General features: G+C 63.3%; 26 protein-coding genes and 1 pseudogene. 17 read left to right on the forward strand and 10 right to left on the reverse strand.

The features are described 5' to 3' along the window. The first annotated feature begins 54 nt into the window (after positions 1-54). The gene (locus AC1DSN_RS05255) at positions 55-1,221 is read left to right on the forward strand and encodes an acyltransferase family protein (RefSeq protein WP_477295922.1); all 1,167 of its coding nucleotides are present in this window, start codon (positions 55-57) and stop codon (positions 1,219-1,221) included. 7 nt (positions 1,222-1,228) lie between these two features. On the opposite strand, the gene AC1DSN_RS05260 is transcribed toward AC1DSN_RS05255, so the two are convergent. Further along, positions 1,229-2,059: an oxidoreductase gene (locus AC1DSN_RS05260; RefSeq protein WP_477329840.1), complete on the reverse strand. Its 831-nt coding sequence runs from the start codon at positions 2,057-2,059 to the stop codon at positions 1,229-1,231. Positions 2,060-2,195: 136 nt separating this feature from the next. Here AC1DSN_RS05260 and AC1DSN_RS05265 point away from each other — a divergent pair, with 136 nt between their 5' ends. Further along, positions 2,196-3,128 (forward strand): AraC family transcriptional regulator, encoded by a 933-nt coding sequence (locus AC1DSN_RS05265; protein ID WP_477329842.1) that lies wholly within the window; start codon positions 2,196-2,198, stop codon positions 3,126-3,128. Between the two features lie 132 nt (positions 3,129-3,260). After that, positions 3,261-3,557, forward strand: coding sequence for a hypothetical protein (locus AC1DSN_RS05270; protein WP_063572283.1), 297 nt, complete (start codon positions 3,261-3,263; stop codon positions 3,555-3,557). Between the two features lie 4 nt (positions 3,558-3,561). Here AC1DSN_RS05270 and AC1DSN_RS05275 read toward each other — a convergent pair whose 3' ends face one another. Then, positions 3,562-3,867 carry a hypothetical protein gene (locus tag AC1DSN_RS05275; protein WP_157504062.1) on the reverse strand — a complete coding sequence of 102 codons (306 nt, stop codon included), beginning with the start codon at positions 3,865-3,867 and terminating at the stop codon, positions 3,562-3,564. A 162-nt stretch (positions 3,868-4,029) separates the two neighbouring features. Next, the gene (locus AC1DSN_RS05280) at positions 4,030-4,194 is read right to left on the reverse strand and encodes a hypothetical protein (RefSeq protein WP_477329844.1); all 165 of its coding nucleotides are present in this window, start codon (positions 4,192-4,194) and stop codon (positions 4,030-4,032) included. Positions 4,195-4,465: 271 nt separating this feature from the next. On the opposite strand from AC1DSN_RS05280, the gene AC1DSN_RS05285 reads away from it, so the two are divergent. After that, positions 4,466-4,993, forward strand: a complete 528-nt coding sequence (locus tag AC1DSN_RS05285; RefSeq protein WP_477329846.1) for a DoxX family protein — start codon at positions 4,466-4,468, stop codon at positions 4,991-4,993. On the opposite strand, the gene AC1DSN_RS05290 is transcribed toward AC1DSN_RS05285, so the two are convergent. Continuing rightward, on the reverse strand, positions 4,958-5,611 hold the full coding sequence (locus AC1DSN_RS05290) for a glutathione S-transferase family protein (RefSeq protein WP_477329848.1): 654 nt from the start codon (positions 5,609-5,611) through the stop codon (positions 4,958-4,960). The two genes, AC1DSN_RS05285 and AC1DSN_RS05290, sit on opposite strands and share 36 nt — an antisense overlap. Positions 5,612-5,714: 103 nt before the next feature. After that, a complete protein-coding gene (locus AC1DSN_RS05295; protein ID WP_477297180.1) occupies positions 5,715-6,341 on the reverse strand; it encodes a TetR/AcrR family transcriptional regulator in 627 nt (208 codons plus the stop codon). An 84-nt stretch (positions 6,342-6,425) separates the two neighbouring features. On the opposite strand from AC1DSN_RS05295, the gene AC1DSN_RS05300 reads away from it, so the two are divergent. After that, complete coding sequence (locus tag AC1DSN_RS05300; protein ID WP_477329850.1) at positions 6,426-7,985, forward strand: FAD-dependent monooxygenase; 1,560 nt, start codon at positions 6,426-6,428, stop codon at positions 7,983-7,985. Here AC1DSN_RS05300 and AC1DSN_RS05305 read toward each other — a convergent pair. Beyond that, complete coding sequence (locus tag AC1DSN_RS05305; RefSeq protein ID WP_477297176.1) at positions 7,957-9,009, reverse strand: class I SAM-dependent methyltransferase; 1,053 nt, start codon at positions 9,007-9,009, stop codon at positions 7,957-7,959. The genes AC1DSN_RS05300 and AC1DSN_RS05305 overlap by 29 nt on opposite strands. A 185-nt stretch (positions 9,010-9,194) precedes the next feature. On the opposite strand from AC1DSN_RS05305, the pseudogene arr reads away from it, so the two are divergent. Together arr and AC1DSN_RS05315 are read left to right on the forward strand one after the other, a co-directional pair. Beyond that, positions 9,195-9,587: pseudogene (gene arr / locus AC1DSN_RS05310) on the forward strand (NAD(+)--rifampin ADP-ribosyltransferase); the annotation flags it as partial. A gap of 128 nt (positions 9,588-9,715) precedes the next feature. After that, on the forward strand, positions 9,716-10,690 hold the full coding sequence (locus AC1DSN_RS05315; RefSeq protein WP_477329852.1) for a CC0125/CC1285 family lipoprotein: 975 nt from the start codon (positions 9,716-9,718) through the stop codon (positions 10,688-10,690). A 69-nt stretch (positions 10,691-10,759) separates the two neighbouring features. Here the strand turns inward: AC1DSN_RS05315 and AC1DSN_RS05320 are convergent, their stop codons facing one another. Continuing rightward, positions 10,760-11,362: an NUDIX domain-containing protein gene (locus tag AC1DSN_RS05320; RefSeq protein ID WP_477329854.1), complete on the reverse strand. Its 603-nt coding sequence runs from the start codon at positions 11,360-11,362 to the stop codon at positions 10,760-10,762. Positions 11,363-11,427: 65 nt separating this feature from the next. On the opposite strand from AC1DSN_RS05320, the gene AC1DSN_RS05325 reads away from it, so the two are divergent. Further along, a complete protein-coding gene (locus AC1DSN_RS05325) occupies positions 11,428-12,183 on the forward strand; it encodes a DeoR/GlpR family DNA-binding transcription regulator (protein WP_477295983.1) in 756 nt (251 codons plus the stop codon). A gap of 65 nt (positions 12,184-12,248) precedes the next feature. Continuing rightward, positions 12,249-13,379, forward strand: coding sequence for an FAD-dependent monooxygenase (locus tag AC1DSN_RS05330; RefSeq protein ID WP_477295984.1), 1,131 nt, complete (start codon positions 12,249-12,251; stop codon positions 13,377-13,379). A 10-nt stretch (positions 13,380-13,389) separates the two neighbouring features. Here the strand turns inward: AC1DSN_RS05330 and AC1DSN_RS05335 are convergent, their stop codons facing one another. Then, positions 13,390-14,055 carry a hypothetical protein gene (locus AC1DSN_RS05335; RefSeq protein ID WP_213949896.1) on the reverse strand — a complete coding sequence of 222 codons (666 nt, stop codon included), beginning with the start codon at positions 14,053-14,055 and terminating at the stop codon, positions 13,390-13,392. Positions 14,056-14,201: 146 nt separating this feature from the next. Between AC1DSN_RS05335 and AC1DSN_RS05340 the strand changes: the two genes are divergently transcribed. The 4 genes from AC1DSN_RS05340 to AC1DSN_RS05355 all read left to right on the forward strand — a co-directional run bounded on the left by AC1DSN_RS05340 (position 14,202) and on the right by AC1DSN_RS05355 (position 17,672). Then, complete coding sequence (locus tag AC1DSN_RS05340) at positions 14,202-14,975, forward strand: hypothetical protein (protein WP_477329856.1); 774 nt, start codon at positions 14,202-14,204, stop codon at positions 14,973-14,975. A gap of 171 nt (positions 14,976-15,146) precedes the next feature. Then, entirely contained in the window at positions 15,147-15,659 is a 513-nt protein-coding gene (locus AC1DSN_RS05345) for a hypothetical protein (protein WP_477295986.1), read from the forward strand. A 150-nt stretch (positions 15,660-15,809) separates the two neighbouring features. Beyond that, the gene (locus tag AC1DSN_RS05350; RefSeq protein WP_477329858.1) at positions 15,810-17,030 is read left to right on the forward strand and encodes a helix-turn-helix domain-containing protein; all 1,221 of its coding nucleotides are present in this window, start codon (positions 15,810-15,812) and stop codon (positions 17,028-17,030) included. Between the two features lie 9 nt (positions 17,031-17,039). Then, on the forward strand, positions 17,040-17,672 hold the full coding sequence (locus tag AC1DSN_RS05355; RefSeq protein ID WP_477295988.1) for a Vgb family protein: 633 nt from the start codon (positions 17,040-17,042) through the stop codon (positions 17,670-17,672). A gap of 10 nt (positions 17,673-17,682) precedes the next feature. Here the strand turns inward: AC1DSN_RS05355 and AC1DSN_RS05360 are convergent, their stop codons facing one another. After that, positions 17,683-18,570: a LysR family transcriptional regulator gene (locus tag AC1DSN_RS05360; protein ID WP_063570803.1), complete on the reverse strand. Its 888-nt coding sequence runs from the start codon at positions 18,568-18,570 to the stop codon at positions 17,683-17,685. Positions 18,571-18,737: 167 nt separating this feature from the next. On the opposite strand from AC1DSN_RS05360, the gene AC1DSN_RS05365 reads away from it, so the two are divergent. The 4 genes from AC1DSN_RS05365 (at position 18,738) to AC1DSN_RS05380 (ending at position 22,085) form a co-directional block, all read left to right on the forward strand. Beyond that, on the forward strand, positions 18,738-19,574 hold the full coding sequence (locus tag AC1DSN_RS05365) for an SAM-dependent methyltransferase (protein WP_477295992.1): 837 nt from the start codon (positions 18,738-18,740) through the stop codon (positions 19,572-19,574). A 46-nt stretch (positions 19,575-19,620) separates the two neighbouring features. Further along, entirely contained in the window at positions 19,621-19,842 is a 222-nt protein-coding gene (locus tag AC1DSN_RS05370) for a hypothetical protein (RefSeq protein ID WP_477295989.1), read from the forward strand. A gap of 84 nt (positions 19,843-19,926) precedes the next feature. Continuing rightward, positions 19,927-20,310 (forward strand): hypothetical protein, encoded by a 384-nt coding sequence (locus AC1DSN_RS05375; RefSeq protein WP_477295990.1) that lies wholly within the window; start codon positions 19,927-19,929, stop codon positions 20,308-20,310. A gap of 2 nt (positions 20,311-20,312) precedes the next feature. Next, the gene (locus tag AC1DSN_RS05380; protein ID WP_477329860.1) at positions 20,313-22,085 is read left to right on the forward strand and encodes a tetratricopeptide repeat-containing diguanylate cyclase; all 1,773 of its coding nucleotides are present in this window, start codon (positions 20,313-20,315) and stop codon (positions 22,083-22,085) included. A 6-nt stretch (positions 22,086-22,091) separates the two neighbouring features. On the opposite strand, the gene AC1DSN_RS05385 is transcribed toward AC1DSN_RS05380, so the two are convergent. Beyond that, on the reverse strand, positions 22,092-23,777 hold the full coding sequence (locus AC1DSN_RS05385; RefSeq protein WP_477329862.1) for a hypothetical protein: 1,686 nt from the start codon (positions 23,775-23,777) through the stop codon (positions 22,092-22,094). Positions 23,778-23,933: the final 156 nt, after the last annotated feature.

Consider the following 23,933-nt stretch of genomic DNA (forward strand, 5'->3'; position numbering starts at 1 on the left):
CCGACAACCGATGCCTCAGGCTCCCGCCTATCGCCAGGAGAGGGGACTGAATCCATGCATGCTACCGACGAACGGCAGGAACGCTACGACTTCCTGGACTGGTTGCGCGTCATCGCCATCTTCGTGCTGTTCTTCTTCCACACCGGGATGATCTTCGTCGGTTGGGGCTGGCACGTCGTCAATGCCCAGACCATTCCRGCCCTGCAATGGCCCATGGACATCGCCCATCGATTGCGCATGCCGCTGCTTTTCGTCATTGCCGGCGCGGGCATGTGGTTCGCTTTGCAGCGACGCAGTACGGGACAGTTCCTTCGGGAACGAACACGAAAACTACTCGTGCCTCTGGTCATCGGCATGGTCCTGGTCGTTCCACCGCAGATCTACTACGAACAGTTGCTTCGTGGGCAATGGGTGGGCGACTACCTGACGTTCTACGTGACGCGGATGCTCCAGTTTCATCCCTACCCGGCGGGCGACTTCAGCTGGCACCACCTGTGGTTCATGGCTTATCTCTACGTCTACATCCTGTTGTTGCTTCCCGCGATGCTCTGGTGGAAGCGACTTTCGCCGCGGCTACCCCCGGGCGCCTGGCTGTTTCTGCTCGGTATCCCGCTTGGTATCAACGAGGCGTTCCTGAAACCGGTGTTTCCGGAGACGCATAACCTGGTCAGCGATTGGTACATCTTCAATCACTACCTGCTTCTGACCGCCTACGGATACGTCATGGCATCCATCCCGGGCACCTGGAAGTGGCTTTCCAATGTTCGCCGCTGGTCGCTCATCATGGGGCTCGCCGTGTTCGTCCTGCTGGTCTCGGGATTCAACACGGGCATCATCCGTCACGATTCGATAGCCGATGGCGTCGGCGCGAATATCTTCACCTGGCTATGGGTCATGGTGTTCGTCGGTTATGGCTATCGCTACCTCTCGTTCGTGAATCCACTGCTTCGCTGGGCGAGAGAGGCGAGCTACCCGGTCTACATCCTGCACCAGACCGTCATCGTCGCGATCGGGTACTACGTCATCCCGATGGCATGGACGCCGTGGACGAAGTACGTCGTCGTTCTGGTCCTCAGCATGGGCACGTGCGTGATCCTTTACGAAGGATGTGTGCGGAGGTTCGCCGCGCTGCGCCTCGCCTTTGGAATGAAAGCGAAGCGAGCGGCTCCGCGACTGGCTTCGGCTGAAGCACAGCGCGTGGTACGCGATGACTACCAGTAGATAGCGACTAGCCGTCCGTCGATCGCGTCAGGCTCTCCCAGGTGTCGATGTCCGCCGTCATAGCGGCGAGCTTGCCGCGGACGAGGGAGAGCGCGTCACTGCCGAGGATCAGGTGGGCGGGCGGGTTCGGAAGCTCGACCAGCGCCAGAATCGCCCTGGCCGCCTTGGCGGGATCGCCGAGCTGTTTGCCACTCTTCTCCTGTCGAGCCTGCCGGATCGGGTCGAACAAGGCGTCGTAGTCGGCAATGCTTCGCGGCGAGCGCTGCATCGATCGCCCGGCCCAGTCCGTGCGAAAGCTACCGGGCGCAACGGCGGTGACGTGCACGCCGAAAGGCGCCAGTTCCTTGCCCAGTACTTCGCTGATGCCTTCGAGCGCGAACTTGCTGCCGCAGTAATACGCGATGCCGGGCATCGTAATGAAGCCGCCCATCGACGTGATGTTGACGATGTGTCCGTGGCGACGTTCGCGGAATCGCGGCACGAACGCCTGCGTGACCGCGACGGCACCGAAGACGTTCACCTCGAACTGCCGGCGCATGGCCTCGATCGGCGACTCCTCGAAGATGCCCTCGTGGCCGTATCCGGCGTTGTTTACGAGAACGTCCACCGGACCGAAACGCGATTCCGCCTCGGCGACAGCGTCTGGAATGGCTTCGATATCGGTGACATCCAGCGACACGGCATGGGCACGTTCATCGTGCAGCGCCTCGAACGCACGCCGGGCGTCATCGTTGCGAACGGTGCCGATCACGCGATGTCCCTCGGACAAGGCTTCACGGGAGAGTGCCAGGCCGAAGCCACTGCTGACGCCGGTGATGAAAAGGGTCTTGCGGGACATGGATAGCCTCCTGGTTAGGAACGGAAGCCATCGTAAGTCCCGGATGCGCTGTGTCCCATGGCCCGGCATGTGGCGTGATTGCCTGATCCTATGAGAGGCGCTTGCRGGGCGGCTTGCGAAGGCGGACAGTGAGCGCATGGAATCGCCCCYCCGTGACCGCATGGTCGCCTTGCTCCGCGAACTCGCACCGGGCGAGGGCTACACGCTGACGCCGCTGCCGGACGTGCGTCTTCTCCGCGCCGATCGGCCGTTAAGCCGTACACCTGTGCTGTACGAGCCCGGCATCGTCATCGTCGTGCAGGGGCGCAAGCGTGGCTTGCTAGGCGACGACGTATTCGTTTACGACGCGCAGCACTACCTCGTCGTGTCCGTCCCCGTGCCGTTCACGATGGAGACGGACGCCTCCGCGGACGAGCCCTTGCTGGCGATCTACTTTCGGCTGGACCACGCAATGGCTGCGGAGCTCTGCGTCCAGATCGACGCGTTGCGCGGGGTGTCGTCGGCGACCCCGCGAGGACTGTATGCCTCACCCATGGAGGAAGCGCTTTCAGCGTCCGTCCTGCGTCTGCTCGAAGCGCTGGCAAAACCCCCAGAGGGCGTCGTTCTCGGTGCTGCGCTGGTGCGCGAAATCTACTATCGGATCCTCTCCGGCGCGCAGGGCGGGTCGCTGCGCGCTGCGCTCGCGCAACAGGGCAAGTTCGGCATGGTGTCCCGAGCCATCCGCATGATCCACAGCCGTTATCGCGAACCACTGACCATCGGCGAACTAGCGAGCGAAGCGGCGATGAGCGCGCCTACCTTTCATGCGCACTTTCGCGCGATGACGGGTACGTCGCCCATGCGCTATGTGCAATCCACCCGTTTGCACCAGGCGCGACTGCTCATGCTTCGACAACACACCACGGCGGCATCGGCGGCGACCGCCGTCGGTTACGAAAGCGCATCGCAGTTCAGCCGCGAATTCAGACGACTGTTCGGCAGGCCCCCGGTGGAAGAAGTGGCGCGGATGAAGCGGAACTTCGCCATGCCGGAGGCGCTAACGCCTTCCCCGTTCGTCTCGTCGCACTGATTCGACCCTAATGCACTGATTTGACATGGTTTTAACCTTTGCGGCGCCGGAATTCATCCTGCCGCAAGGAACCGAAGGGCACACTCGATCCGGCAATAACCCCGGCCTCGTGCCTCGTACGGAGAAAGACCCATGCGCCATTCCGCCCTGCTGCTGGCCGGTTCCCTCGGCCTGATCCTGGCCTCGAACGCCTTTGCTTCCGACCGACCCGATCCGGGCAAGCTCACCACGCGCTGCCTCGATGCCGCAGCGAAGAAGTACGACGTAAAGAACGATTACATCCAACTGCAGCCGATCCAGGCCGCTGATTCCGGCTCCGGCTACTCCATCGCCGGCACCGCTGATGCGGGCATGGACGGCAAGAAGAACTTCAGCTGCCAGTTCGACAAGAAGGGCAAGCTGGCTAACCTCGTTCCCGAGGGTAAGTAATTAGTCATACCTGAGAAGGTCCGGTGGCCGCGCGCAGGGTGCAGCCACCGGACCTTTCGTCCCCGCCATGCGCTTGCAGGTCTTGGCCAGCAATGTCGGACAGGCATTTCTGGGAGGTGTATTCCCGGCGCTCGAGAACCAGCACCATGTGGCCGGCATGCTCACCACCAGCGGCCCTGATCCCAAGCGTGAGACCGAGCTCGAAGGGCATGTTGAAGCGCGGAAGCTGGTTTGCCACATCCAACTCGACGGCCGACAGATCATGGATGCTGTAGGGCGAAGCCTTGATAAGGCGAGTGATCTTATCCATGCGTACTTCGCCACTATCCCCCTTCTCAAGGGCGGATCTCGGTCGAAATCCACATGCGAGAACGGTGAAAACCATGGCCTCGAAGAGAGAAGCGTAGTCCTCAGTAAACGGACAATTGATGAAGACGCTCGTGAAGGGCTTCCGCGTCCGAGAGTCCATGACTCAGCGCATCTTCATTGCCTTAACAGGCGGGCAGCCGAGATACTTTCCACGCACCAGCGCACCTTCAGCGGCAAGCGACATCACCGCGTCGCGAATCGCTGCCGCACGTACCGCAGGAGTCAGGATGGTCCCCCGGATGGGAAAATCCTGAATGGGAAACTTCATTCGTTTGGTTGTCATGCGGCGAATTATATCGACCTTCCGTAGGACAACGTCGTCGTTCAGCGCTATCGCAGAAGCGAAGAATTCACCCGATACGTCGTAGGCAAACGCTCGAAGACATGTTGATGGACTACGGCCCAGGCCGCGGATTCGGCTCCGGCTACTCCATCGCTGGCACCGCCAATGCGAGCATGGACGGCAAGAAGAACTTCACCAGAAATTGCACTCGCACGGCCCCTGTAACCGACCGAGCCGTCACGACGAACTAAGCGGCATGAAGACATTGTTCCTGTCGCGGTGGGCCATCGCGCCCCTGCCCGTCGCCCAAGGCTGGTACGCCGTACCGTTACGGCTGATGGTCGGCCTTGGCTTCATGCAACACGGTTTCGCGAAGCTCATCCGCGGGCCGGATGCCTTCATAGCGATTCTGCATGCGATGGGCATGCCTTACGCCGACTTGCTGGGGTGGGCCACGATAGCGGTTGAAGTCATGGGTGGCCTGTTGATCCTGCTGGGCGCCTTCGTTCCCGTGGCGACACTCTCCATGCTGGCCGTGCTGCTTGTCGCGACGTTGACCGTGCATCTGCCCAATGGATTCAGTTCCATCAAGTTGCTGTCCTATGACGCGTCGGGCGCCCATTTCGGGCAGCCCGGCTATGAGACCGACCTGCTCTATGCCGCGGGCCTGTTGGCTCTGTGCTTCGGCGGGGCCGGCCCCCTGGCCCTGGACAGCTACTGGGCTTCCCGGCGCACGACGACAAGCCAGTCAGACGGCAGCCGGGTTACCCGTCGCTTGCGCTAACTGGGCCAGGAAAGCGCGCTGGTAAGCCGGCCGTGCTTCGCCGCGGGCGACATAAGCAGCGAGGTTCGGAAACTCGTCGAGGACGCCCGAGAGTCTCAACCTCAGCAGTACGGACACCATGATCAGGTCGCCCGCGCTGAAGGCGCCATCGAGCCACTCCGCCTCGCCCAAACGGGCGGACAGCGGCCGAAGCCGTTGGCGAATGCGATCGAAGACGAGAGGCATCCGTTCGCTTGCCCAGGGTTTGTCGCCCTCCGCAAACTTGACGACGACGATTTCGAGAATCGCGGGCTCCACGGAATTGAGCGCGGCAAACATCCACATGATCGCCCGGGACCRTGCATTCGCCTCTGCCGGTAAGAGGCCCGCATACCGCTCGGCGATGTGGAAGACGATCGCGCCGCTCTCGAACAAGCAGAGATCGCCCTCTTCATAGGTCGGGATCTGGCCAAAAGGATTCAGGCACCGATGCGCGACGTCTTTCATCGCCTGCATCGAAAGCGGGCGAACCACATAGGGTTGGCCGACTTCTTCCAGCGCCCAGCGAACGCGCGTATCACGTGCGAGGCCCTTGCCGCCGTCGGGTGAGCGTTCAAAGGCCGTAATGGTGATGGTCATCTTTAGCGTCTCCTGAAGCGGCCTTCGGGCCATTGGGTTGCGTTGCCTTCACTACCTCGTCGAACGAGCGGCCCTGCATTCGACACGTCGCCGGCCCCTCGCCTCATGCATACGGCGTCCCGACGACCGTGGCGTTCACGCCAACGAAGCCCCGCTCCATCACGCTTACGAAGGCGGCTTCCGGATCCTGCTGCTCACGAAACGCGCGGAGTGCGTCGCCGTATGCCACCACGAGCGCCGAGACGAGCATCGCCGCGGCGAGGCGCGCATCGGGATCGGCATGCGGGCGGTGTACCGCGTCGGCCAGCATTTCGCCCAGATCATTGGCCAGCGTTACCTGAAGTTCCCGCGCGTACGTCGTCAGTGCGGGGCTCTCCACCACCGTGCGCCAGAACTGGATCGGCCGGGCGGACATATGGAATATCGGGTGTCCGGTGACTGCCAGCGTTCGCATCAGCGCCTGGAATGCGTGGACAGGCGACTGGCTCCCCCGGTTCACGATCGCGTCGCGCACCAGCGTTCGGACTTCCTCCTCGCGATCGAAGATCAGGTCCTCCTTGCGCAGGAAGTAATTGAACACCGTTTTACGGGCGACCCCCGCCTCGCGTGCGACCTCAGCCACCGAGACATTCTCGAAACCGCGCTCGACGAACAGGCGCGTGGCGACGTTGGAAATCGCCTGTCGCGTCTCCGCCTTTTTCTGGTTCCGAAGCCCGTCCGGTTTTGACATCAGGCCATTCGCCCTGTAGAAACTTACACTCAGTGTAACTTTTTAGGGCCAGAGTGTCTCCGGCCGCTTACCTGAGGATATCGCTTGATCTACGACGTAGTGGTGGCCGGCGCGGGCCCGGTCGGCCTGTTCCTGGCCTGCGAATTGCGGCTCGCAGGGCTGTCCGTGCTGGTGCTGGAGCCGCAGGACGACCCGCGCTCCCCCTTGAAGCGCCTCCCCTTCGGGATGCGCGGACTCTCCGCCCCCTCGATCGACGGGTTCTACCGTCGCGGCCTGCTGGACGACATCGCGGCAGGCCAGCCGTCGAATGACAGCGCCCGGCCTGGCGCGTCGGGTGCAGCGCATTGGCTGGGCCAGCCGCGACGCCCCGGTGGTCACTTTGCCGGCATCCAGTTCTACGAGGACAAGATCGACCGCTCGCGCTGGCCGTGGCGTCTGTCCGGCACTGTCGGCACGAGCATGATGGTCGATATGGAGTCCCTCGAACGGACGCTTGAGGCACGCGCGAACGCGATGGGCGCCACGATCCGGCGCGGCCTGGGTGTCGAGGGCCTCGAGCAAGACGCCGAAACCGTACTCGTCCGCGCGGGCGGCGAGGTGTTTCGCGGACGCTGGCTCGTCGGCTGCGACGGCGGCCGAAGCACATTGCGCAAGGCCGCCGGCTTCGCCTTTGTCGGCACCGACCCCGAATTCACGGGATACTCCGTCGATGTCGATATCGCCGAGCCGAATCCGCTTCGGGCCGGGCGCCACTACACACCGACGGGCATGTACACCTACGGGCCACCCGGAACCATCGGTATGGTCGAGTTCGATGGCGGCGCGTCTCACCGGATGCACCCGATCACGCTCGAACACGTCCAGGCGGTGCTCCGTCGCGTCTCGGGCACAGATGTCACGCTGACAGCACTTCGACTCGCCACGACATGGACCGATCGCGCCTACCAGACGACCGACTATCGCCGTGGGCGGGTGTTGCTCGCCGGCGACGCAGCGCACATTCACTCGCCACTGGGCGGCCAGGGTCTCAATCTCGGCCTCGGTGACGCGATGAATCTCGGTTGGAAGCTGGCAGCGACGATCCGTGGCGACGCGCCGGAGGGCCTGCTGGACACGTATATGACGGAACGGCATCCGGTGGGCGCGCAGGTCCTGGACTGGTCGCGCGCCCAGGTTGGGCTGATGCGTCCGAGCCGGAGTTCACGTGCGCTCGAAGCCATCGTTCGCGACCTGATCGACACGCGTGATGGTGCGACGTACTTCGCCGAGCGGGTGTGGGGCGTGTCGCTGCGCTATGACCTTGGCGACGACCATCCACTCGTCGGCCGCAGTGCGCCCGATATCGAACTGGCAGATGGAACACGTCTGGGCGAACACCTCAAAACGGGCAAGGGGCTGCTGCTGGATTTCGACGCGCGCACACCGCTTCGCGCACGGGCGACTCAGTGGGAAGACAGCGTCGCGTACATCGCCAGCGACACCAGGGATCGACTCGGCCTGAGCGCCCTGCTCGTGAGGCCAGACGGGGTGGTTGCCTGGACCAGCGAGGGCGATGCCGTCCCCGATGCCCTCGCTCAGCGTCTATCGCAATGGTTCGGCGACCCTGGCGCGCGCCTCAAGGTCGCGCCTCCAGCACGATGTTGAATGGCGTTTCCGCGGCACGGCGAAGACGCCTGAACCCGCCGGCATCGACGATCACCTTGCGCAAACGGGCTTCGCCGGCCTGGGCGCCCAGCGCCGGACCATGCCGGGCGAGCGACACAGGCACGCAGATCATCGACGACGCGGCGTAGTACACGCGTCCGACCGGATTGATGTTCTCTGCCACGGCGTCGCCGGCATGCGGCTCGACCACCATGCACGTGCCGTCGTCCTTCAACGAGGCTCTTGCATGCTGCGCAGCGCCGTCGGGATCGCCCATGTCGTGCAGGCAGTCGAAGAAGGTGATGAGATCGAAGTCACGACCTTCATAGCTGGACGCATCCGCCTGCTCGAATGTCGTATTGCTCACTCCCGCTTCCCGTGCCCGCTCGCGTGCGACGTCGATCGAAGGTGCGTGGTAGTCGTATCCCACGAAGTGGGACGCAGGGAACGCCTTGGCCATCAGCACGGTACTCGCGCCATGACCGCAACCGATATCCGCCACCTTGCCACCGCGCTGTAATTTTTCCACGACGCCATCCAGAGCGGGCAACCAGGCGTTCAGAAGATGCGCGTGATATCCGCCGCGAAAGAACCTTTCGACACCGTGGAACAGACAGGGATGATGCTCGCCCCATTCCATGCCGGCGCCGCTGCGGAAGTTGTCGCGCACACGGGGATAGGTATGAAAAAGTGCTTGCGCGATTTCATAGGCGCCAGCCAGATCGACCGGTCCGGCGGGGTCGGCCAGGCACGCGGCCTGCTCGTCGTTGAGTCGGTACGTTCCCGCTACGGCGTCGTAGTCGACGTAACCGCCTGCGGTCTGGTTGCCAAGCCATTCGCGAATGTAGCGTTCGTTGGTGCCGGTGCGTTCGGCAAGCTCGAAAGGTGTCAGGGACTCCTTTGCGAGCGCCTTATACAAACCCAGTTCGTCACCAAGCAGGACGAGTACCGCGCTGAATGCGGCGCCGAGATCACCTACCGCTCTTCCCAGAAAGGCGTTGAGTTTCTCTTCGTTGATTGCCATGACCGTGGCTCCGCAGCCAGAAAAGGGATGCGGCGGATCAGTTCGAATCGTGGCCGGGGATGTTCACGGCCAGAGCGCCTCTTCCCGTTACTAATTTATACAACACAGGGGGGCTTGCCGGAAGACCCGGGGCGTAGTCCAGCATCGCCGCTCTGTCGAATCGACAGTAATGCAGGAGTGACGACGTGGCTGATTCGCAAACGTACTACCACGGCACCAAGGCCCACCTGGAAGCCGGGGATCTCATCACTCCGGGCTATGCCTCGAACTTCGGCCAACGAAAGCACGCGGCCTTCGTTTACCTGACGGCGACCATGGACGCCGCCATATGGGGCGCCGAGCTGGCCATCGGTACGGGGCGCGGGAGAATCTATGTCGTGGAGCCTACCGGTCCCATCGAAGACGATCCGAATCTCACGGACAAGAAGTTTCCGGGAAACATCACGAAGTCGTATCGCTCACGGGATCCGTTTCGCGTCACCGGGGAGGTTCTGAACTGGACGGGCCACCCCGCCGAGCAACTCAAGGCGATGCGGGATCGCGTGGCGTCCTCAAGCAACAGGGCGTCGAAGCTATTGAGTGAGCGGGACGGATCTGGCGTGGACCCCTGCGCTCCTCGTATGATCCGGTCGCGCCAGATCGGCGTGGGGAACAGGGGTGCGACGGTGAGGACTCCCGTCGCCTAGGGACAACAGGGGAGGGAGTTATGAAAACGCTCATGAGGGCGCTCGCGGGTCTGCTCGCGATTGCCGCTTTGGCTGGCTGCGCCACCGGATACCAGAAGCGCGGTGTTACCGGGGGCTACACGGACAGCAAGATCGACGACACGCACTACATCGTTAAATTCGATGGCAATGGATTCGCCGACAAGGACCGCGTCTGGCATTTCTGGATCTACCGGTGTGCGCAGTTGACGAAGGAGAAGGGCTATACCTACTTCTCACTCGAATCGGTCGCCAATAAGCTCAAGAACACCAGCTTCAACCCCGATGACGACCAACCTCATCTGGCAGATACCGTGCTGCGGGGCGATGCCGACGGCCATGTGATCGACGTGCACGGCGGTGGGGTGAGTTACATCTACGTACCCGGCCAAACGATCACTACCTGGCATTCCAACGCCCTGGTGACGATGTACAACAGCGACATTCCCGAGCAGAGGGCGGTGTACCACGCCCAGACGATCATCGATGCCCTCGCCGAGTACATCCGGACCAACGGCAAGTCGATGCCTCCGGACCAGCATGAAATTTTTGAACGCTCTGCGTTCGGCCTGACCACGGATCACAGGCTGGTAAATATTCACCAGTATCTTCAGGAACACCCGCAAGTCGCGCGGACGAGGCCCCGCCCTCCGGTACGTCCGATCGACCAGTACGACGTATCCAGGCCACCGGCCATGCCGAACGGACCGGTGGTTGCGGCCTCACGAATCACGCCCCCGCCCCCGCCGGCACCCCGCGCGCCGCCTCAGGACACGCCGAAGCCCGCGGTGGTTGAAGCGCCTGCCGCGTCGATGACGCCCCCTGGTCTGTCAGCAGCCGAGGCGACAGCATCACAGATCGGATGCGGCGACGTGCGGGCCAACGGCAATAACACGTTTACCGCGCAATGCAGCTCCTACCGCGTACTCATCACTTGCGATGGGGAGCAATGCCGGCCGCAGCACGTCATCAAGTGAGGAGCGACATCCTGACGACGATGGCATGCAACGGCATCGCGTCGCTCCGGTCCACGCGGAGCGCCTGGCCTAGCGGGAAAAAAGGTGAAGCGCCGCATACTGCAACAACATGATGGTCTTCGCATCGACGATCTCGCCGCGGTCGATCATGGCGAGCGCATCGTCGAACGCAACCTCGACCACTTCGATGTCTTCACCTTCGCCTTCGAGTCCGCCGCCGTCGCCAACCTTCGTCGAGGCGTCGTACGCCGCGATGAAGAAGTGCAGCTTCTCGGTGACCGAACCAGGACTCATGAAAGCTTCGAAAACCTTGCGCACGTCGTGAATCCGGTAGCCGGTCTCTTCCTCGGCTTCCAGGCAGATGCGCTCCTCGGGCGTGGCATCGTCGAGCAGGCCGGCAGCCGCCTCGACCAGCATACCGTCGTGACCGTTCACATAAGCGGGGAAGCGGAACTGTCGCGTCAGGACCACCCGCCGCGTCTCGCGCTGGTAAAGCAGCACCACGGCCCCGTTACCGCGGTCGTACGTCTCGCGTTGCTGGCGCTGCCAGCTGCCGTCGGAGCGGCGGAAGTCGAAGGTGGTGGTCTTCAGCGTGTACCAGTTATCGGACAGCACACGGGTTTCGACAATGCGGACGCGTTCGGACGGAGCGGACATGGCAGGCCTGCACACTGGACGGGAGAACGTCGGTACGGTAGTGTGCAGTTTCGTGCAATGTCAATGAATTTCGTGCATCCATGCTGACCACTCACCGAAAGCAGGCCATCCTCGCCGCGCTCAAGCGCGACGGCCAGGTCGTCGCCAAAACGCTGAGCAAATCGTTCGGCGTCTCCGAGGACACACTACGCCGGGATCTTCGCGAGCTGGCGGCGGAGGGACGCTTGCAGCGCGTGCATGGCGGCGCGCTCCCGGCCTCGGCCGCCGTCGGCGATATGGTGCAGCGGCAGGACATCGGCACCGACGCCAAACGGGCGATCGCGATGCGGGCCGCCGCCATGATCCTGCCCGGGCAGGTCGTGATCCTGGACGGGGGAACCACATGCGTGCAGCTCGCGCGCTGCCTGCCTCCCACCCTGGCAATCACCGTCGTGACGCACAGCCCGAGCGTGGCGGTCGAGCTTGCGGCGCACCCCCTCGTGGACGTGCTGCTGATCGGCGGCCGGCTCTTCAAGCACTCGATGGTCGCCGTGGGCGCCTCGGCCGTCGAAGCCATGGCGCATATCCGGGCGGACGTCTATTTCATGGGCGTCACCGGTGTCCATCCGACCGCAGGGCTCAGCACGGGTGACCTCGAAGAGGCTTACGTGAAGCGTGCCCTCGCCGCCCGCGCTGCCGAGGTCGTCGTGCTGGCCTCGACAGAGAAGCTCGGCGCCGCGTCGCCCTACGTGATTGCCGACGTCGACACGGTGAGCAGCATCGTCGTCGACAGCGGCGCGCCTGAAGCGATCCGTCGTCAGCTCCGTGCGCGGGGTGTGGACATCGTGGTCGCTTGAGCGGATGTACCGACCCGCTTCCGGGCGAGGCATAATCGGCGATTGTCTATCGAAGGACGCGCATCATGGCAATCGAAAGTTCGCAGCGGATTGTCATCGCTGGCGGCGGCATCGCCGGCCTGGCGACATGGCGCGCGTTGAAGCAACGGGGCATCGAATCCCTCGTGGTCGAACGCCGGCCCGTCGCAGCCGATGGTGGCCTGGCTATCAACCTGCCGGGCAATGCCATGGCGGCGCTCGAGCAGCTTGGCCTCGGCACGGACATCGCGCGGTTGGGCTACCCCGTACGCAAGCGCGAGTACCGTTCGCGGGACGATCGCCTGCTTGCCGCGATCGATGAAGACGCGTTCTGGGGAGAGTCGCTCCGTCCCCGCGCCGTCCGTCGCGCCGACCTCATGACGATGCTCGGCACCGGCCTGGAAGCCTCCAGCCTCAGGGCGGACCGCGCCATCGCCTCGGTCGCCCAGGACGCGTCGGCCGCTCATGTCCGCCTCGACAACGGCGAGGATCTGTCCACCCGCCTGCTGGTAGGCGCGGACGGCGTACGCTCCACGGTACGACAGGCGGTCATGGGAGCATCGCAGCCCTCCGCGGCACACATCGCCTCCGCCAGCTGGCGCTTCATGGCACCCAATCCCGGCGTCGACGGCTGGACCGCGTGGACAGGTGAGCACGGCACCATCCTGCTGCTTCCCGTGGATGAGACGACGGTCTACGGCTGGGTTGCCGTGAGCTCCCCGAACGTCGCAGGCGACGACCTCAAGCAGTTGGACCACGCGTTCCGCGACTTTCCCGAGCGCGTACGCAAGGCACTCGCCTGGGCGCTGGCTCATCCGGAGTCGCTGTACCACTCGCCGATCGAGGAAGTGCGCCTTTCCCGTTGGCACGAAGGCCGCGTGATCCTTCTCGGCGACGCGGCACACGCCACGGCGCCTGTCTGGGCCGAGGGCGCTGCCCTGGCGATGGAGGATGCGCTTGCCCTCGCCGCTTTCGTTGCCGAGACCGACGATGTCGCAGCCGTCGGGCGCCGCTTCGAACAAGCGCGCCAGCCGCGCGTGGCGCATGTGCAGGCCATGACCGATCGCCTGTCGAAGTCGGCGCGACTGCCCTATCCGCTTCGCCGCTTCATCATGCCCTTCGTCGTCCCGCGCAGCTATCGGGCCACTTACTCGCCGCTCAAGCCGACCGACGCCTGAGCCTGACGCCTCACCGCACGCCGGCGACCACCAGATACAGCCCGACGATCACACCCGTGGCCAGAAGATTGGCAGCCGAGGCCGTGGCCACGGCTTTCCACCACGAAATCTTCAGGATCCGCACGTAGATGGCCGTCTGCGCCCAGGCATACCAGAGGCAGCTGAGGAGCAGCAGCGCCCCGCCCAGCAGGATCCAATGACCTTTCGCGAAGGTCATGACGGTCGACGCAACGGCGAGGCCAAGGGCGAACGGCGCGAGCAGGTAGCAGTGGATATAGAACGGCTTCCGGAGCGAGTCACGGTTCGTCGGCTGGCGCTGATGCCGGAGCATGCTCATGGCACCGAACAGCCCGAAGAAGCAGAACACGACGCTGCGCGTCGCGATGACCATCTGCTCTGAGGAGAACAGCTCCTTACCCAGCACGGTGTCGATCGTCGAGGTGCCGTTCCGCGTACCCAGTTCGACAAGGTGCGCGAGGACGATCGTCAGGATCAGCATCAGCGGCGGGCTCACCATCTCGGTGAACTGCTCGTCCCGGGGCTGTTTCAGCTGCTCACCGGTGTAGACCGCGACGGCGACCGGGCGGGTGAGCGTCCTCCATAGCGCGCGTGGATAGAACACCAACCAGCCCATGATCTCGTAGAGGAACTCTTCGAGCGACTGCAGAATGCGCATGAAGTCCATCGGACACCCTCGCCTGACTTGCCGGAACAGTGGCTCGGACTGTACCGCTATGCCGGCCTGCGCGTTCCGAGATAAAGTCGCCCGGCACTGACAGGGGAGCGCGCACGATGCGGGCAGGTCGCAGGTGGATGGCTGGCGTGGCCGGCCTGTTTTTTATCGTGGCCGCCGCGGCGCAGATGCCTCCGGAGCCGACGACGAAGGGCGACTATGGGAACGGCGAGGATTTCCGTCTGACCCCGATCGTGGCCAAGGACGCTTCCGGCAGGCCGATCACCGATATTCCCGCGTTCGAACTCGGGTTTCGCGACACCGATGGCGCCTGGACTGAAGGCGGCCCGCCCGTTCCGTTTACCGGCGTCATTCCCGACGCACTGCGCGGCAGGGTCATGCTGGTGCTCGATGGTGACTGGTCCCTGGTGCCGCGCGGCTGGAAGATGTCGTACGCCATGCTCACCTCGGACACGACCCTCGCCGTGGGCTATGAGGCTCCGGGCGGCAAAGCGTCCGGGTGGATGAACTCGGGCATGGTCGTTTGCGCCGGTTGCGCCCTGGAGTACGCGGCGCCCTACTTCCCCCGGTCGATGCAGGACTGGCGTGCCGATGCCGATGAGGACTGGCCGCGGCCTCACCCCGAGCATCCCCCCCTCAACCTCTCCCGCCCGGACGGATGCACCGTCGTCTTCGACTACCAGATGCCGCACTCACCGCCTGTCCATGAATGGATGAACTACATCGGGGTCCGTTATGGCGTGCTGCTCTCCTTCGAGATCGCCATGCCCGACGCCGACRAGGACCTGCGTGACCTGATCTTTGCAGATCACACGAGTGACCATCAGAAGTGCGTGGTGCGACAGGATCGCGCCAAAGGAACACACCATGGCAGAAGTCGCAGACGAAGTACTGCTGCGTGAACGACATCGGTGCGGACCGCACGGAGCCATTGGTCGTCGAGGGGATCACCTGCAATCTGGTCGCCGACGCAACGTAGCCAGAGACCGGTCGCGTCCGATGGGCGTTCGACAGAGGGGCGGTCGCGGGTTAAGCTTAATCGGTAAACGTTTATATATAAACGGGTGACCGATATGGCTGAACCGATCAAGCTCGAAAACCTGCGCGATCTCATTTCTATGGGCGCCGTGAAGACGGCGACCATCCTCGGTCAGAAAGGCGGCTTTGCCGTGTTGGCGAGCACGGGATTGCAGGAACGCATCCTGGCGAACAAGGTAGGTCAGGTGAAAATGTTCGCGACGACGGACACCGCCGTGAAGGAGCTGGCGCGTCTGGGCCTGTCTTCCTTCCTCGTAGACATCTCTCACTACGAGAAAGGGCTGCTCCGCGCGCCGCGAACCGATGTGACCGAGCGTGCCAAGCGCGCCGCTGCCGCATTGGAACACGAGCAATGGTTCCGAGCACAGGTCGATGAAGCCCTACAGCAGGAAGCGTCGGGTGTTGCTACTTTGCACGCTCACGACGACGTGTGGGCGGAAGTGAAGAAGGCCACCGCGGCAACGCTCGCCCGGAGGAACACGGGTCCAGCGGCGCGCGCCCCGCGAAATACCGCCGCACCGTCGCGGGGGCGAAAGAAAGGATTGTAAGAGTGGCGCTGATGCAAAGATCTATCGCGTGCTTCCGTCGGCGAAAATGAAGGTATCCCGCCCGAGAATCCTAGGTGGGCTCCTCCGGTGGTCGTGAGCTAGAGTAGGTTCGATTCCACCGGGCGGGAGTGACAGCGTGGCGGGATTCCGATGGACTCGCTGATCACCGCAGCGGCGCGGGCCCTTGCCGCGGGCGATCCCCTGGGTGCCTTGAATCGGGTTGCCTTGCGCGACGACGCGCCTGCCCTCGCCCTCCGCGGGATCGCCATGGCGCAGTTGGGTGATTTCGCCAAGGCGAAGGTGCTCGTCCGGCGCGCCGCCCGGGCCTTCGGATCGAAAGAGTCCATCGCTCGCGCCCGTTGCGTGGTGGCCGACGCAGAGATCGCCCTCGCATCGCGTGACCTGGGATGGCCGACCGAGACGCTCGACGCCGCACGGATAACCCTCGAAAACCACGGCGATCACACGAACGCCGCGCATGCACGCTATCTGGAAAGCAGGCGATGGCTTCTCATCGGCCGGCTCGACGAGGCCGAGCGTGCCCTCGCAACGCTGGCCCTGGACACCCTGCCGCCTGCCTTGATGGCTGCATGCGAACTCGTGACCGCCGGGGTGGCGATGCATCGCCTACGCGCAGGCGATGCGCGTGCCGCCCTTTCGCGCGCCGAGCGCGGAGCACGCCTCGCGGGAATCCCCGCACTCGTCGCGGAAGTCGAGAGTGCATGGCTCACGCTCAACACACCCGTCGCTCGTCTGCTGGCGCGTGGCTCGGAGAGAAACCTTCTGCTCGATGATGTCGAAGCCTTGATGGCCTCGCATGCCCTCGTCGTCGACACCTGCCGAAACCTCGTGCGCCATGCAGGCACCATCGCCTCGCTGGCGACACGGCCCGTTCTGTTCTCACTTGCGCGTGCGTTGGCGGAAGGCTGGCCCGTCGATGTTCCGCGCGAAGCACTGATTGCCCTGGTGTTTCGCACGAAGCAACCGGWCGACTCCCACCGTGCCCGGCTGCGCGTGGAGATCGGTCGGTTGCGTGACTTGCTGCGACCGCTCGCCGACGTGGAGGCGACGCCACGTGGCTTCATCCTGATACCGCGCGACACCGATGAGGTGGTCGTGCTGGCCCGTCCGGTCGAGGAAGTGCACGCCAGCCTGCTCGCCTTCCTGGCTGACGGTGAGGCCTGGTCGAGCTCGGCCCTCGCGCTCGCGCTCGATACCAGCCAACGGAATGTGCAGCGCGGCCTCGAGTCGCTTCACGCGTCGGGCAAGGTGCAATCGTTCGGGCGCGGGCGCGCGCGCCGGTGGATCGCGCCACCCATGCCGGGATTCGCGACGAGCTTGTTACTCACCACCCCGCTGCCGGGTGACTAGGATGAGCCCATGAAGACGAAAACAGCTCAACTCATACGCGAATACGGTCCCTTCCCGGGTGTCGACAAAGTCGCCGGCGTGACGTTCGACGGCAAGCAAGTGTGGCTCGCCTCCGGCGACCATTTGCGAGCCCTCGACCCCGACAGTGGCGAGATCGTGCGATCGATCGATGTGATGGCGCATGCCGGCACCGCGTTCGACGGCACGCATCTCTTCCAGATTGCCGAGGACCGCATCCAGAAGGTCGACCCGAAGACCGGCGAAGTGCTGGGCACGATCCCGGCGCCTGGCCACGGTGGCGACTCCGGCATGGCATGGGCCGAGGGCACGCTATGGGTCGGCGAGTACCGCAACCGGAAGATCCATCAGGTCGAYCCCGAGACCGGCGCGGTGCTTCGCAGCATCGACTCCAATCGCTTCGTCACGGGCGTCACCTGGGTCGACGGCGAGCTATGGCACGCCACCTGGGAAGACGATGTCAGTGAGTTGCGGCATGTCGACCCTCGATCCGGCGAGGTACTGGAAAGCCTGAACATGCCGACCGGCGCGCACGTGTCCGGCCTCGAATCCGACGGGAAGGACTGCTTCTACTGCGGTGGCGGCAATAGCGCCGTGGTCCGGGCGGTGAAGCGCCCGCGATAACCTCCGGACGCTAGGCGCCGGCGTCCAGCTCCGCGGCGATGAAGTCGACGAAGGTCCGCGCCGCCATGCGCGTGGCACGACCCAGCGGGAAGTACGCATGGACCGGCAAGTCGGCCATCTTCCACTCCGGCAGCAGCTGCGTGAGCGCACCACGGTCGAACTCGCGGCGGCAGGCCCATGAGGTGGTCGAGGTAATGCCGAGGCCACCCACTGCTGCCGCCAGCGCCCCTTCCGTGTCATTCGTGGAGACGTTCGGCTGCACGTCGATCGAGGTCGACTCGCCATCGCGCTCGAACTGCCATGAGGTCACGGCCATGCCTGCCGGCCCACGAACGATGCGATGGCTCACGAGATCCTCGGGCCGCTGGGGCGTGCCGCAACGAGCCAGGTAGGTCGGCGAGGCGACGATGACACGGTGCATCTTGCCGATCAGCCGGGCGGTACCACCCGAGTCGGGAAGAGGTCCCACGCGGATGCCGACGTCCACTGCCTCGCGGACCATGTCCTGGCGCTTGTCGTCGAGCAGCAGCTCGACCTGGAGCGAAGGATGGCGCTCGGTGAAAGTGGACAGCCGCGGGATCACCACGCGAATGGCCAGCGTCGACGGCATGCCGACCCGGAGCACGCCACGCAGCTCACCGGTCTCCCTCACGCTGTTCTCGGCATCCTCGATCGCCGCAAGGATGGGCTCCATGCGCGCAAGAAATTCCAGACCGGCTTCGGTTGGCAGGACGGCGCGGGTGGTCCGCGATAGCAGGCGCACGCCGAGGCTTGCTTCCAGCTCGGCCACCATGCGCGAGACCTGCGACTGGGCCAGTCCACTCTCGCGGGCGGCCGCGGAAAAGCTGCCGAGCCGGGCGACGCGGGTATAGAGCCGGAACGTAAGGATGTCCTTCAAGCGGCCCCCGGCATTTATGCTCAACCAGCATGGATGCTAGCCGGGGTCTGCCAACCACGCCAGTTGGCAGACGCAATTTCGGCAGCTCCCCTGTCCGGGGCGAACCGCCGACGAGGCAACCGCAATCAACCGTGCTTCTGTCTCAGAACTTCGCCTACTATCGCGAGATGAACACAACGTTAGTGGCACCTCCGAGGGATACGCGCCAAGGCAGCCTCGCCGTCGTCGGCATGGGCATGACCTTGGGTTCCCACCTCACCCCGCTTTCGCGCAGCCACATCGAACAGGCCGACGTGATCTTTGCCGGTCTGTCCGACAACATCGTCGAGCAGTGGCTCCAGCGCATGAATGCCGACGTGCGTAGCCTGCAGCCTTATTACAAGGAAGGTAAGTCGCGCCGGAAGACCTACGAGGAGTGGGTCGACCTGATGATGACCGAAGTCCGCGCGGGCAAGCGCGTCTGCGGTGTCTTCTATGGCCACCCGGGCATCTTCGCCTGGTCGCCCCACAAGGTCATTGAAGTCGCCCGTGCCGAAGGCTTCCAGGCTCACATGGAACCGGGCATCTCCGCCGAAGACTGCCTCTACGCCGACCTGGGTATCGACCCGGGCACCGTTGGCTGCCAGCACTTCGAAGCCGGCCAGATTCTTTTCTATGAGCGCCGCATCGATCCCAGTGGCTATCTGGTCCTTTGGCAGGTCGGCCTGGTCGGCGATCGTTCGCTCGCCCGCTTCACCACCAGCGGCGCCTACCGCCAGGTGCTGGTCGACGTGCTGAGCAAGGACTACCCGCTGGATCACGAGATCATTCTGTACCGCGCGGTCACCCTGCCGATCCAGAAGCCGCGCATCCGCCGCATCGCCCTGCGCGACCTGCCGTTTGTCGACGTGCCGACCGAAGAGACGGTGATCCTGCCGCCGGCCGCACCGCTGAAGGCAAATCAGGAAATACGCGATCGCCTGGCCGCGTTGGACAAGCTTGAAAAAGAAGCCTCGCTGGCATAAGCCAGACGTTCGGTCACCACATCAACAGCCACAGGAAGGAAAGAACATGCTGGACACGATCGAAATGTTGGAAGCCATCGGTCGGAACGCATCGCTTCGCCATGCGTCAACGGATGACCTTACCGAGGCCCTCCAACAGGCACAAGCTTCGGCGGCCCTTACTTCAGCTGTCGCCTCAGGTGACAGCTCCAAACTCTTTGCAGAACTCGGGTACAAGCTCATGCGACAGCCTCAAGTCTCGCAACACGTTCTTGATCCGGTATCTTGAGATCTCAGATCGGCCGATGAATGGCCAGCCTGATGCTGGGCAAGTTAGTCAAGAATGCAGGGCCTGAACAAGTAAGCATCGCTCATGGAAGGAGCCGCAGGGACTGAAGATGTTTCACTAACTCCGTTCATCATGTTTCATACAACCACGCAAACAGGGGACAACATGTCAGACACGATTGAACTGCTCGAGGCCATTGGTCGCGATGCGTCACTACGCCACGCCTCTGCGGAAGAGCTGACCGGCGCACTTATGCAGTCGCATGCCTCCGACGCATTGACTGCAGCGGTAGCGTCTGGAGACAGCTCGTTACTGGCCGGAGAATTCGGCCACAAGGCCAATTATCAGCCCCAGGCGATCCAGACGCCGAGTCACGAGGAGGATGAGACGGATCAAGACGACGATAAGTCGGATGCCCCTTCGACACCTGATGGCGGAAAGTCGCCTGACGACGAATTGACCAGTTAACGATGATCCAACTGCCGAGCCGCATCAGATCACGAGCCGTTACGACGGCGTTGTTCTTTTGCGTGCTCGCGCAACCTTTGTTCGCAAGGGCCTCCACGGAACACGCTCAGTTTCTCGAGGAAACCGAAAGTCTTCGCACAAAAGACCACCCTCAGTTTATTCAGCGTGTGTCGCAGATTCATGGCGAATCGAGCAGCCTAACTAATGCCGAGACGTGGCATCTACGCTACCTAGATGCCTGGGAGGCAATGTTCGAGGGGGAATACGCGAAGTCCGAAGCTCAACTCAACGAAGTGATCAAGCGATCCGGCGATCCGGTGTTAGGAGCAAAGGCATCTGCACTTCTGCTGAGCAACTTGTCATTCAACCGGCGCTACGAAGAAGCATTCACGCTTGCAAATCGTCTTGCGACCACCCTGCCCTCAGTGACGGATCCGCTAGCTCGATCCATGCTTCTCACAAATCTGTCACAGATGATGATTTTCGCGGGGCAACACGATCTCGCGATCAAATACGCCGCCATGGCCGAAGGCGCCGTTCCCCCGGGCGAGACTGCCTGCCAAGCCAATTGGTTAAAAGCAGCGGCGCTCTACAGCATAAAGCGCCTGACATCTTCTAGCCCCGAGCTAAAGCGAGCYGTTGACATGTGCATCGCTGCACGGGAGAAGGTGGTCGCGAACAGCGCGCTACTGCTAACTGGAAGCGTCTTCCTCGATGAAGAGCAGCCGTTGAAGGTAATGGCGCTATTGAATCGGATTTATCCGAGCATTCGCATCAACCACTACTTTCCACACGAGGAGCTAGCACAACTGCAGTGGGCAGAGGCGTACTTCAAGCTAGGAAGGGACGACGAGGCAAGGAAAGCTGCCTTGGCCGTTGTAGCTATGAACAGCGCAGGCGGCATCAGCGATTGGCTGAGAGAGGCATACGATGTCCTTTACCGGGTAGAGAAACGCAGGGGCAATGCCGCTGGCGCCCTCGCGTATTACGAGCACTTCACCGCCCAAGACAAGGGATATTTAAACGATCTTGGCGTCAGAAGCCTGGCCTACGAAGTAAGTCTGCAACACCAGATGGTGCAGAACCTCACAACAGATGGTCTCAGCAAGCAAAACCGCATCCTGCGGTTACAGCAGTCGCTGGACGCAAATACGGTTGCGACAGGCCGGCTCTACATCGCACTCCTGCTCGTGGTTTTGGCCTCCATCGGCCTACTCCTGTTCCGCGTAAAACGCTCCCAGCTCCGATTCAAGAAAATGTCCTCCCTGGACGGCCTAACCGGCATCCTCAACCACCAGCATTTCATGAGCGAAGCCGAACGCGTTCTTCGCATCCAGGAGAAGAAACTCGGCAGCGCCTGCCTGATCTCCATCGACCTCGATCACTTCAAGCAAGTCAACGACACACATGGCCACGCCATGGGCGACGTCGTGCTCAAGCGCACCGTAGCCATCCTCAAGCAGTTCCTTCGCCCGATCGACCTGTTCGGTCGCCTTGGCGGCGAAGAGTTCGCCATTCTCCTCGTCGGCTGCTCAAGCAGCCAGGCAGTGGCGACAGCCGATCGCCTGCGCGTCGCCATCGAAGCGACACCCGTCGAGGACGACGGGCGCGTCGTGTCGCTCTCGGCCAGCGTAGGTGTGGCCTCGACGGATCGATGCGGTTACGAACTACAGCGCCTCTGTCGTGAAGCCGATGCCGCGCTCTACCGCGCCAAGCGCGCCGGCCGTAATCGTGTCATCGCCGATTCCGAGAACGACACCGCTACGGCGGCCTGAGTCGCGCTAGAGTTTGCTGTGCTCCACCTGGCGCTCGCGTTGCATCAAGGTCCACTCCGCATGTTCCGTCAGTGCCGCATCGCCCAGCGACAGCAGGATGGCACGTTGTTGCACGGGGTCCTGGGTGCGGTCGAGGGCGGCCCGCGCGCTGGCGAAGATACGTTGCATGAAGCGGTACTGACGAATCAGCTCGCGGTCGGCTTTGCGATAGGAATAGGCTTCGCGCACGGCGGCGATGATCGATAGCACGGCCATGATGGTGACCAGGACCACTTTGGCTTCCTCGCCCAGTTTCAGGGCGAATGCGGCGAGAAATACGCTGATGGTGATGCCGCCCCACAGGCTAACGCGCCCGATGGTTTCCGTGATGTGGTGCACGCCGCTGCGTTCGGCACTCTTGCGCTCGTAGTAGTGGAGCTGTCCCGATGTTCCAGATTCGCCCACCCATTCGGCGATGACAGCGGCGAGATCCTCGTTGGTCGGGACATCCGGATGGGTCGACGGGTGGAGGCTGGCGGCGCGCATCACGTTGCGTATCCAACCCAGTTCGATGTTCTGCTTCTGCAGGAAATTGTCGTGCGCGAACTCATGGTCCGCACTCGCAACGATGCCCGCACGGCGCCAGCAGGACTGGATACGCAGGCCTTCCGCCAGCGCGCGATAGTCGAGGTACTTTCGATGCCACCCGCGTCGATGCGCGAGGATGGCGACAGCGCCGCCCGTGGCAAACATGACGAGGAACAGGTAGATCAGGAAGTTGTTTCCCAGCAGGTGCGCGTAGAAGGTAAAGGCGATACCCATGAGACCGGCCAGCGTATAGGTGAGGCGCATGGCCATGACGACGCGACGGCGGAAGTGCACTGCCAGCCAGTCGGCGGCGTGAAACAGCTGGTCGATCTCAGCCGTCGATCCGGTGGGTGCGCCTGCCATCTCGCGCGGTGCATCATCGATCGCCGCTGCGTGACGGGCGCACTCGTCGTTGAATTCCGCCATGCGCGAGAACATCAGCCGGAAGTCGTCCGGCAGCTTTGTCTGGAACGCCATGTTCTCTGCGCTGCGCCAGCCTGCCTGCAGCGGTTGGAGGCCCGACGCCGGTCCCTCGTCGTCGCGCGAGCAGACGATGTGATATAGCAAGCTCTCGTCGCTTCCCGTGAGCACGTGACGCGAATGAGCGTGTCGCAGCACCAGGCCCGGCGGTGTGCCGGTGAGGTGGTAATGCACGATCTGTGCGGTGCCACCGAGCCCGGCGGCTCCGTTGCCGTCCCAGATGGTGAGCAGCACGTGGCAGTGACTGGCAATGTAGACCCCCGCCTTGGCGTACTGACGGTCGCGTGCGGCGCCGCGGGAGCCGATCACATGGTGAGGCTGATCCATCAACCGTGGAAGAAGCACCACCTCGGCATGGCTACACAGGACATCGAAGTTGGCGCGGACGGCTGGCGTCGAGAAGTCGTCGACATACAGCGCCGGCGGTAAGGGAAGTGGGGCGATCAGGCGTGCGCCGGAGGACAAGGCCTCTTCGGCGATCAACTGGTCACCTCCCTCGGCCAGCGCCGAAAGCACCACCAGCGGCAGTTCGGGAAATTCCTCGCGTACCTGGGTAAAGAAGGCACGCACGCGCTGCCGGATCGGCTCGAGTTCGTCGGCGGGGATGTCGCGGTGGCCGGTAACGCCGATGACCAGCGGGGTCATGGCGGATTTTGCGTGTGCATGCTCCCCAGGCGGCGACCGTCGCCGGTCACCACCGAAGGAACCGATCGGGTCCCTGCCGCCTGGATCGGTGTGCTGTCGCATGGGCTCAGGTGTTCTTGATGCCCGGGTTAGTGGTCACCTTGGACGGGCCGCCTC

Source organism: Luteibacter sp. P4_D7_3 (genome assembly GCF_056401735.1).